The sequence below is a fragment of the Planomonospora algeriensis genome, assembly GCF_977012225.1.
This window is the reverse complement of the sequence record NZ_CDRNDK010000232.1, coordinates 1-9,821: the sequence shown is the minus strand read 5'-3', so window position 1 is coordinate 9,821 and position 9,821 is coordinate 1. Positions and strand designations below refer to the sequence as shown.

General features: G+C 71.2%; 11 protein-coding genes. 3 read left to right on the top strand and 8 right to left on the bottom strand.

The features are described 5' to 3' along the window. Both ACWJ6R_RS22065 and pdxH read right to left on the bottom strand, forming a co-directional pair. On the bottom strand, positions 1 to 1,163 hold a 1,163-nt coding region (locus tag ACWJ6R_RS22065), incomplete at its 3' end, for an MFS transporter (protein WP_449064054.1). A gap of 60 nt (positions 1,164 to 1,223) precedes the next feature. Then, positions 1,224 to 1,877: a pyridoxamine 5'-phosphate oxidase gene (pdxH, locus tag ACWJ6R_RS22060; RefSeq protein WP_449064053.1), complete on the bottom strand. Its 654-nt coding sequence runs from the start codon at positions 1,875 to 1,877 to the stop codon at positions 1,224 to 1,226. A 170-nt stretch (positions 1,878 to 2,047) separates the two neighbouring features. On the opposite strand from pdxH, the gene ACWJ6R_RS22055 reads away from it, so the two are divergent. Further along, complete coding sequence (locus ACWJ6R_RS22055) at positions 2,048 to 3,154, top strand: citrate synthase 2 (protein WP_189235108.1); 1,107 nt, start codon at positions 2,048 to 2,050, stop codon at positions 3,152 to 3,154. A gap of 166 nt (positions 3,155 to 3,320) precedes the next feature. After that, positions 3,321 to 4,430, top strand: a complete 1,110-nt coding sequence (gene serC / locus ACWJ6R_RS22050; RefSeq protein WP_449064052.1) for a phosphoserine transaminase — start codon at positions 3,321 to 3,323, stop codon at positions 4,428 to 4,430. Between the two features lie 319 nt (positions 4,431 to 4,749). On the opposite strand, the gene ACWJ6R_RS22045 is transcribed toward serC, so the two are convergent. The 6 genes from ACWJ6R_RS22045 to ACWJ6R_RS22020 all read right to left on the bottom strand — a co-directional run bounded on the left by ACWJ6R_RS22045 (position 4,750) and on the right by ACWJ6R_RS22020 (position 8,737). Continuing rightward, positions 4,750 to 5,220, bottom strand: a complete 471-nt coding sequence (locus ACWJ6R_RS22045; protein ID WP_449064051.1) for a HEPN domain-containing protein — start codon at positions 5,218 to 5,220, stop codon at positions 4,750 to 4,752. Continuing rightward, positions 5,217 to 5,849 (bottom strand): hypothetical protein, encoded by a 633-nt coding sequence (locus tag ACWJ6R_RS22040; RefSeq protein ID WP_449064050.1) that lies wholly within the window; start codon positions 5,847 to 5,849, stop codon positions 5,217 to 5,219. The genes ACWJ6R_RS22045 and ACWJ6R_RS22040 overlap by 4 nt, the downstream gene beginning before the upstream one ends. 90 nt (positions 5,850 to 5,939) lie before the next feature. Beyond that, positions 5,940 to 6,590 (bottom strand): rhomboid family intramembrane serine protease, encoded by a 651-nt coding sequence (locus tag ACWJ6R_RS22035; RefSeq protein WP_449064049.1) that lies wholly within the window; start codon positions 6,588 to 6,590, stop codon positions 5,940 to 5,942. A 140-nt stretch (positions 6,591 to 6,730) separates the two neighbouring features. Further along, on the bottom strand, positions 6,731 to 7,525 hold the full coding sequence (locus ACWJ6R_RS22030) for a crotonase/enoyl-CoA hydratase family protein (RefSeq protein WP_449064048.1): 795 nt from the start codon (positions 7,523 to 7,525) through the stop codon (positions 6,731 to 6,733). Between the two features lie 9 nt (positions 7,526 to 7,534). Then, positions 7,535 to 8,308: an SDR family NAD(P)-dependent oxidoreductase gene (locus ACWJ6R_RS22025; protein ID WP_449064047.1), complete on the bottom strand. Its 774-nt coding sequence runs from the start codon at positions 8,306 to 8,308 to the stop codon at positions 7,535 to 7,537. Between the two features lie 33 nt (positions 8,309 to 8,341). Then, a complete protein-coding gene (locus tag ACWJ6R_RS22020) occupies positions 8,342 to 8,737 on the bottom strand; it encodes an STAS domain-containing protein (protein ID WP_449064046.1) in 396 nt (131 codons plus the stop codon). A 381-nt stretch (positions 8,738 to 9,118) separates the two neighbouring features. Here ACWJ6R_RS22020 and ACWJ6R_RS22015 point away from each other — a divergent pair. Beyond that, on the top strand, positions 9,119 to 9,821 hold a 703-nt coding region (locus ACWJ6R_RS22015), incomplete at its 3' end, for an RNA-guided endonuclease InsQ/TnpB family protein (protein WP_449064045.1).

Here is a 9,821-nt window from a genome sequence, read left to right as displayed (position 1 = left end):
CCGCCGCCGACCCAGGCGCCGGTGGCGCCGAACCAGGTCGCGGTGGCCCCCGCCCGCAGGTCGCCCAGGCGGGGGCCGCCGGCGACCACCACCGTGAAGACCCCCTGCATCCGGCCGCGCATCTCGTCGGGCGCGTGGGTCTGCAGGATGGTCTGCCGCCACACCGCCGAGACCATGTCCGCGGCCCCGCCGACCGCGAGCAGCGCGACCATCAGCCAGAGCTCGCCGGCCAGGCCGGAGGCGGCGACGCTCATCCCCCACACCGCGATGGTGAACGTGAGCGCCGCTCCCTGGCGCCGGACCCGGCCCACCCAGCCCGACAGCAGCCCGCCGGCCACCGAGCCGATGGCCATGCCCGCCGCGAGCCAGCCGAACGCGATCTGCGAGCCGCCGAACCGCTCCGCCACGATCTCCGGGAACAGCGCCCGGGGGAGCGCGAACGCCATGGCGATGACGTCCACGACGAACGACATCAGCACCACCCGGTTGCCCGCGATGTAACGCAGGCCGTCCGCGACGGACCGCAGGCCGGGCCTGGTCACCTCTCCCAGCGGGGCGAGCCTCGGCAGCCGCAGGGCGGCGTACAGGCTCGCGCCGAACAGCACCGCGTCGGCGAGGTAGGCGACGGCGACCCCGCCCCCGGCGAGCGCCGCCCCGGCCAGCAGCGGGCCGATCACCGCGCCGACGCCGCCGACCAGGAAGTTGAGGGTGTTGGCCGCCGGGACCTGCTCGGCGGGGAGCAGCCGGGGGATGATCGCGCCGCGGGTCGGGCTGGTCACGGCGAAACCGGTGGCGTGCACGGCCACGGTCGCCAGCAGCAGGCCGACGCTGGCCGTACCCGTCCAGGCCTGGACGAGCAGGGCGAGCGTCGCCGCCCAGGCGACCAGGGCGCCGCCGATCAGGAGCCGGCGCCGGTCGACGGCGTCGGCGACCGCGCCGCCCCACAGACCGAAGACGACCAGCGGGACGAGGTTGGCCGGGCCGAGCATGCCGACCCAGAAGGACGAGCCGGTGATGGCGTAGATCTGCGCGCTGACCGCCACCGAGGTGAGATGGAACCCCAGGTAGGAGACGCCCTGCCCCAGCCAGAGCCGCCGGTAGGCCGGGGTGGCCAGGGGCCGGACGTCCACCAGATGCCTGCGCCCGAACTGCGGCAGCCTCACGCCGTCCCCCTCATGCTCACCCGAGTCATCGGATATATCAGCAAAAAAGGGGTGACGGGGTCAGGGGGCCAGGCGCTCGACGACCCAGGAGTCCCCCGCGCGGCGGTAGCGCAGGCGGTCGTGCATGCGGTCGAGCTGGCCCTGCCAGAACTCCACCTCCACCGGCACGACCCGGAACCCGCCCCAGAAGTCCGGGACCGGCGGGTCCTCCGGCCAGCGCTCCGCCAGCCTGGCGTACCGCTCGTCCAGCTCCTGCCGCGAGGCCACCACCGCGGACTGCCGCGAGGCCCAGGCGCCGATCCGCGAGCCGTACGGCCGGGACCTGAAGTAGGCCGCCGACTCCTCCCGCGGCAGGCGGACCACCGGGCCCTCCACCCGCACCTGGCGGCGGATGGAGTGCCAGGGGAACAGCAGGCCGGCCCGGGGGTTCTCGGTCAGGTCCCGGCCCTTGCGCGACTCGTAGTTGGTGTAGAAGACGAATCCGGTCTCGTCGTAGCCCTTGAGCAGCACCGTCCGCGCCGTCGGCCGCCCGCCCGCCGAGCACGTCGCGACGACCATCGCGTTCGGCTCGGGAAGCCCGGCGTCCACGGCCTCGCCGAACCAGGCGGCGAACTGGGAGATGGGATCGGGTGCGAGGTCCCCCTCCAGCAGGGGATGACCCTCATAGGTGCGTCGGAGCCCCGCCAGCGACGGCGGGCGCGAGGTGGCGTCCACGGGACGGTATTCTCGCGTGCTTGACGTCCGCCCGCGCGCACCGCCCCCCACCTGGGGCGATCGCGTTCCGGCGGGACCGGCGGCAGGCCTCCTGAACACAGGGGGTTGAATATGACTCGCCGGTATCTCGACATCAAGGCTTTGACTTCAAGAAAGGGAGGCGGCCGAGAATGTCCGACTTCAAACCCGGGCTCGAAGGCGTCGTAGCTTTCGAGACGGAGATCGCGGAACCGGACAAAGAAGGGGGCGCCCTCCGCTACAGGGGCGTCGACATCGAAGAGCTGGTCGGCCGCGTCTCCTTCGGGAACGTCTGGGGCCTGCTCGTCGACAACAAGTTTCAGCCGGGCCTCCCCCCGGCCGAGCCGTACCCCATTCCTGTCCATTCCGGTGACATCCGCGTCGACGTGCAGAGTGCGCTGGCCATGCTGGCGCCCGCCTACGGCTTCAAGCCGCTGCTCGACATCGACGAGGACGAGGCGCGCGACAACCTCGCGCGCGCCAGTGTGACCGCGCTCAGCTTCGTCGCCCAGTCGGCGCGCGGCCTCGGCCTGCCGATGGTCCCGCAGAAGCGCGTCGACGAGGCCCAGAGCATCGTCGAGCGGTTCATGGTCCGCTGGCGGGGCGAGCCCGACCCCAAGCACGTCAAGGCCATCGACGCCTACTGGGTGTCCGCGGCCGAGCACGGCATGAACGCCTCCACCTTCACCGCCCGCGTCATCGCCTCCACCGGCGCCGACGTCTCCGCGGCGCTGAGCGGTGCGGTCGGCGCCATGTCGGGCCCGCTGCACGGCGGCGCCCCCGCCCGCGTGCTGCACATGATCGAGGGCGTCGAGCAGGTCGGCGACGCCAAGAAGTACGTCCAGAGCGAGCTGGACAAGGGTCAGCGGCTCATGGGCTTCGGCCACCGCGTCTACCGCGCCGAGGACCCCCGGGCCCGCGTGCTCCGCCGTACCGCCAAGGAGCTCGACGCGCCCCGCTACGAGGTCGCGGCGGCGCTGGAGAAGGCCGCCCTGGAGGAGCTGCACGCCCGCAAGCCCGACCGGGTGCTCGCCACCAACGTCGAGTACTGGGCCGCGGTCATCCTGGACTTCGCCCAGGTCCCCTCGCACATGTTCACCTCGATGTTCACCTGCGCCCGCACCGCGGGCTGGGCCGCGCACATCCTGGAGCAGAAGCGCACGGGCAGGCTCGTCCGCCCCAGCGCCGACTACGTCGGCCCGGCACAGCGCTCGGTCAACGACGTCCCCGGCGCCGCCGAGGTCATCGGCGCGTTCTGACGCGCCCCGAGCCGGTACGGCCGTCCTGCGGGACGGCCGTCTCGTTCTCCACCGGTACGGCCGTCCCACGGGTCTCCGCGGGGCGGCCGTCTCGTTCTCCAGTAATCTCCGTCTCAAATCCCGGACCCGGGTCTGGGCCGACGGACGGGCTCAGTAGGCTGGTCAGGTGGCTGACATCGTGATTCCCTCTGACCTCAAGCCCGCCGACGGCCGTTTCGGCTGCGGGCCCTCGAAGGTGCGCCCCGAGCAGATCTCGGCTCTGGCCGCCTCCGGCGCGAGCGTGCTGGGCACCTCCCACCGCCAGAAGCCGGTCAAGTCGCTCGTCGGGCGCGTCCGGGCGGGTCTGTCGGAGCTGTTCTCCCTCCCCGAGGGCTACGAGGTCGTCCTCGGCAACGGCGGCACGACCGCGTTCTGGGACATCGCCGCCTTCGGTCTCATCCGCGAGCGGTCGCAGCACCTGCACTTCGGCGAGTTCTCCTCCAAGTTCGCCTCCGTCGCGGCCAAGGCCCCGTGGCTGGGCGACCCGAGCGTCATCAAGTCCGAGGTCGGCAGCCACCCCGAGGCCGTCACCGAGGCCGGCGTGGACGTCTACGCGCTCACCCACAACGAGACCTCGACCGGTGTCGCGATGCCGATCAAGCGCGTGGGCGAGGACGGCTCCCTCGTGCTCGTGGACGCCACCTCCGGCGCCGGCGGCCTGCCCGTCGACATCAGCGAGACCGACGTCTACTACTTCGCGCCGCAGAAGAGCTTCGCCTCCGACGGCGGCCTGTGGATCGCCCTGATGTCCCCGGCCGCGCTGGCCCGGGTCGAGGAGATCGCCGGCAGCGGCCGCTACATCCCCGAGTTCTTCAGCCTGCCCGTGGCGATCGACAACTCCGCCAAGGACCAGACCTACAACACCCCGTCGGTCACCACGCTCTTCCTGCTCGCCGAGCAGATCGAGTGGATGAACGGCAACGGCGGCCTGGCCTGGACCACGGCGCGCAGCGCCGACTCGGCGAGCCGGCTCTACACGTGGGCGGAGAAGACCTCCTACACCACGCCGTTCGCCGCCCCCGAGTTCCGCTCCAACGTCGTCGGCACCATCGACTTCTCCGACGAGGTGGACGCCGCCGCGGTCGCCAAGGTGCTGCGCGCCAACGGCATCGTCGACGTCGAGCCCTACCGCAAGCTGGGCCGCAACCAGCTCCGCGTCGCGATGTTCCCGGCGATCGACCCGGCCGACGTCGAGGCGCTGACCCACTGCATCGACCACGTCGTCGAGCGCCTCTAGTCACGCGCTGAAGGCCCGGGAACGGCTTCCCCTTCCCGGGCCTCACCCATGACGGCCCCTGTTCGCACGCATACCGTACGGTTCCCCGGTCACAGCACCGTTGGAAGGCGTCAGGAGCCGATACGGATCAGCTGTCCGTCGGGGGGAACGCCTCGGGATTCTCCTCGGGGTCACCGATGTCGTTCCACCCGGGGAGGTCGCTGAGCACGCACTCGCCGACCGGTCCGTTCGCCAGTTGGAAGGAGAACGACCAGAGCGTCCGCGGCTTTTCCGGGCCGGATGCCGCCCTCGGGTTCGGCGCTCCGCCATCTCGCGATGATCAGATCACAAAGGGCGGCATATGCGGGAGTGCCTTCTCCGCCGCCTCCACCACTGCTGACGCGGCCGGTAGGTCGTCTCGCACCATGTCCTCGTCGATCCATGTGCCGGCCGTCGGATATTCACTCTCATGCCGAGTGGCCCGAATCCGGTCCACAGGTCGCAGGATGCCACCCATCGAGGAGCCGAACTGCGCCTTGGCCGCGTGCTGGACCGCCAGATGGCCGCCCGTGGTCGTGGCACGCAGCCCTTGTGTCTGGAGAAGGGCCGCGAGCGCCTTGCGGACCGCGTCGTGAAGCGCGGAGTAGGCGAGGTGAGGATCACTGGCGGCGAGGATCTCGGCACTCGCGAGATGCTTTCGGGCCATTTCGACCATCCGTGCGGCGAGCCGGTCATCCGGAACCACCTGGGTCGGCTCCCGACGCTGGATCATCCCGATGATCTCTTCTCGGCCACGCGCCCAGCCGGTCATGGAGCATCTTCTCCCCGGAGTGGAACCGGAACACGCGGCCTGCTCCGGAGTTCGGTCAGGAAGCCGTCGTCGCTGGTCCGCCATCGCGATGCGGACACCACGACCGTGTTGACCTCTCTCCCGAGCCGGGCACCGGCCCTGGTGGCGGCATCATGCAGGTCATCCCGGTCGGGTCGGCCTATGACGAGGAGATCGATGTCGACGGGGGCCGGTCCCGGCTCACCGAGCATGCGCGCGGCCCAGGAACCGAACACCTCCGCCTGCTCTATCCCCGCCACCTCGGCCAATTCCTCGGACAGAACATGAGCGGGACCGAGAGTTATGGTGACAAGCTCGCTGAGTGCCCGGTAGAAGGGGGCGTTCCGGTTCGCCTCCACCAGTCTGGTCCGCCCGATCCTGCGACTCCGGAGAACGGCCGCCTGCTCCAGACGCGCCACCTCCCGCGCCATGGTGCCGGTGTCGGTGCCCGCCGCGGCGGCGAGTTCGGCGACCGAGCATTCATCGCCACCGAGGTAAGCCCTGGCGAGCACCGCTGATGTGATCCGGGACCGGAAGACCGGGAAGACCGGTGGCGCTGGTTCCCGCACGCCCATCCTCTCCAGCAGGGGCGTGAGTGATGTGTTCGTCACGCTCCGAAATTTACTGTCATACGGACAGCATGTGCTGCGTTTTTGACAGCATACGTTGGCCGTTCCGGGTGCGCTGGGAGCCGTGCGCGGTCAGTACGGGGATCCGTGCGGAGTGAGGGCGGGGCGGCGGCGGACGATCCAGGCGGCGAGGATGCCGCCGAGCAGGCCGAAGAGGTGGCCCTGCCAGGAGACGCCCTCCTGGGTGGGGAGCACGCCCCAGATGATCGAGTAGTAGGCCGCCGCGACGCCGACGCCGATCACGATGTCGAGCAGGCGGCGGTCGAACAGGCCGCGGGCCACGACCAGGCCGAAGTAGCCGAAGACCAGGCCGCTCGCGCCGACCGTGACGAACTTCGGGTCCGTGGTGAGCCAGACGCCCAGGCCGCTGACCAGGATGATGATCAGGCTGGCGGCCAGGAAGCGGCCCAGGCCGCGCAGGGCCGCCAGGAAGCCCAGGACGAGCAGGGGCAGCGAGTTGGCCATCAGGTGGGCGAAGTCGGCGTGCAGGAAGGGGGCGAGGAGGATGCCGGTCAGGCCCTCGGCGTTCCAGGCCCGGATGCCGTAGGCGTCGAACTCGCCGGGGAGCACGTAGTCGGCGACCTCGATCGCCCACATGCCGGCGACCAGGAGGATGACGAGCATGCCGGCCCCGGCGGCGCCCGCGGCCAGGCTGCCCGCGCTGCGCCGGAGCCGCGCGCCGGTGGATCGGGTGGGAGGGGTCGCCCCCGGGTGGTCGTGCATGCGCTCTCCTGGCCTCATGGAGCCGTCACCGTGGGCCTGTCCCGTGCCCACGCCGCACGCGCCCACACCTTCACCGTACGCACTCCGGAGGCGCCGCACGCGCCCGGACGCGAACAGGCCGGCGCGTGAGGTCTAAGGCGCTACTCGCCCCTCCACTGCGGAGCGCGCTTCTCGGCGAAGGCCGCCGCGCCCTCCATGGCGTCCTTGGAGCCGAACACCGGGTTGACGATCTCGCCCTGCTTGGCGAACATCTCGTCGAGGCTCCAGTCGGCGGACTCGACGATCACGCGCTTGGTCGCGGCGAGCGCCAGGGGGGCGTTCGCCGCGATCCTGCGCGCCAGCTCCAGGGCCTTGCCCAGGGCCCCGCCCGCGGGCGTGAGGTGGTTGACCAGGCCGACCTCGTACAGCCGCGAGGCCGGGAAGTGGTCGCCGGTCAGCGCGATCTCCATGGCGATGTGGTACGGGATGCGCCGCGGCAGCCGCATCACGCCGCCCGCTCCGGCGACCAGGCCGCGCTTGGGCTCGGGCAGCCCGAACTTGGCCTCCTCGGAGGCGACGATGATGTCGCAGGCCAGCGCCAGCTCGCAGCCGCCGGCCAGGGCGTACCCCTCGACCGCCGCGATGAGGGGCTTGCTCGGCGGGGCCTCGGCGAGGCCGCCGAACCCCCGGCCCTCGACGACCGGGAAGTCCCCGGTCAGGAAGCCCTTGAGGTCCATCCCCGCGCAGAACGTGCCGCCCGCGCCGGTCAGCACGTAGGCGGAGACGTCCTTGCGCTCCTCCAGTTCGTCCAGCGCCGCGGCGATGGCACGGGCCACGACGCCGTTGACGGCGTTCCTGGCCTTGGGGCGGTTGATCGTGATGACGGCGACGCCGCCGTCGACCTCGACGAGGACGTCGTCGGAGGCCGCCTTGGCGTCGGGAGAGACGTCGGACACCGGTGACTCCTACTTGGGCTGGAAGCGGATGCCGCCGTCGAAGCGGATGGTCTCGGCGTTCATGTAGTCGTTCTCGATCAGCGAGCGCACCAGGTGGGCGAACTCGGAGGCCAGGCCCATGCGCTTGGGGAAGACCACCGGCGCGACCAGCTTGGCCTTGAACTCGTCGGCGTTGGGCGAGAAGCCGTAGATCGGGGTGTCGATGATGCCGGGGCAGATCGTGTTGACGCGGATGCCCACGGCGCCCAGGTCGCGGGCGGCCGGGACCGTCATGCCGACGATGCCGCCCTTGGACGCTGAGTACGCCACCTGGCCGACCTGGCCCTCCAGCGCCGCCACGGAGGCGGTGTTGATCACCACGCCGCGCTGGCCGTCCGCGTCGACCGGCTCGGTCTTGGCGATGGCCGCGGCGCCGATGCGCATCAGGTTGAAGGTGCCGATCAGGTTGACCTCGATGACCTTGCGGTAGGAGGCGAGGTCGTGCGGCGAGCCGTCGCGGTTCACCGTACGGGTGGCCCAGCCGATGCCGGCGCTGTTGATCACCACGCGCAGCGGCTTGCCGGTGGCGACCGCGGCGTCCACCGCCGCCTGCACCTGGTCCTCGTCGGACACGTCGGTCTTGACGAAAACTCCGCCCAGCTCGTCGGCGAGGGCCTTGCCGCGCTCCTCGTTCAGGTCGGCGATGACGACGGTCGCGCCGTGCGCGGCGAGATCGCGGGCCGTGGCCTCGCCGAGGCCGCTGGCACCGCCCGAGATGATTGCTGCTGCTCCGTTCAGGTCCATGAGCGGACTTTAACGCGGGGACCGAATGAAGTTCTACTCAGGGTCGGGTAAATCTCGCCCGGAGAACGCCAGGGAATCGCCGGATCGCGTCAGAGCTCTCCGACCGCGGTGCCGACGTCGGGGAAGACCTTGATCCGGCGGTCGAGGCCGGTCGTGCGCAGGATCCGCGCCACCGGTGCCTGGGGGGGCGGCGAGGGCGACGCCCCCTCCCTGGCTCGTCGCCAGCCGCCACGCCTCGATCAGCACCGAGAGCCCGCTGGAGTCCATGAACGACAACGCGGTCAGGTCGAGCACCAGCCGGGATCCGTCGAGCTTGATCGCCTCACGGACCTCGTCGCGCAGGAAGGGCGCGGTGAACAGGTCGAGCTCTCCCTCGACCGCCACCACCACGGCGTCGCCGACGGCCCGGCGAGCCAGCCGTAGCTTCATCGATCCTCCTTGCGAGCACGAGAGGCAAATCTACTTTACCGAAAGTCCGCAGAAGACCTCGGCCGTCAGGACTCTGTTGCCCAATTCGGCGTGACTTCTCGGAAGCCGATGATGTCCTGCGTCAAGATGACCTGCCGCTGGGGCCTACCGCATGATCCAGGCAATTGGGCAACGGAGTCCTTCAGGCCGGGGATGAATGCGGTCCCCGTCAGGGGATGACCCGCCGCCAGGCGGGACATCCCGAGCGCGAAGCGCGGGGCCCGCATGCGGCCCCGCGTCATCGATGGCATTCCGCCGCGTGGCGGCCATGACGACCCGCGGGGCGGGCGGCGCGGACACCCGGTGCCCGCCGTGCCGCCGTTCACCCTCCCCGATCATGAAGTGGCCGCTAACGTGTTCGAGTCCGCGCACGACAGGCGGGCCATCGGCAGGGCAGGGGAGGTGTTTCACGTGCTGACCGGACGCCGATACCGGCTGGAGTTCGACGCCGGGCAGAAGCTGACCGCCGAGCGGATCGCCGCCGCCTGCCGGGCGGTGTGGAACATCGCCCTGGAGCAGCGCCGCGCCTACCGCCGCCGGGGCGCGTTCATCGGCTACGCCGAGCAGTGCCGGCAGCTCGCCGACGCCAAAAAGGACTTCCCCTGGCTGGCAGAGGCGCCCGCGCAGGCGCTGCAGCAGACGCTCAAGGACCTGGACGCCGCGTGCCGGCGGCACGGCACCGGCAAGGTCCGCCATGCCCGCCCCGAGGCCGCGGTCGGGGTGGACCGGGGGGTGGTCACGGCCGCGGTCACCAGTGACGGGGAGTTCTTCGACCGCCGCCACGCCACCGCCTGCGGCGTGTCCTCCTCCGAGCCGCCGAAGACCGACCGGGTCGACCAAGCGGCCGAGCAGGGTTACCTGTCGCCCGGCGAGACCGAACGGTATGTGCGCCTGCAACGCCGACTGGCGCGGGCGAAGAAGGGCTCGGGTCGGCGCAGGCGGGTGGTGCGCGCCCTGGGCGCGATCATGGGGCGGGTGCGGCGGCGGCGCGCGGACTTCAACGCCCAGGCCGCGCACCGGCTGACCCGCGACTACGCGCACATCG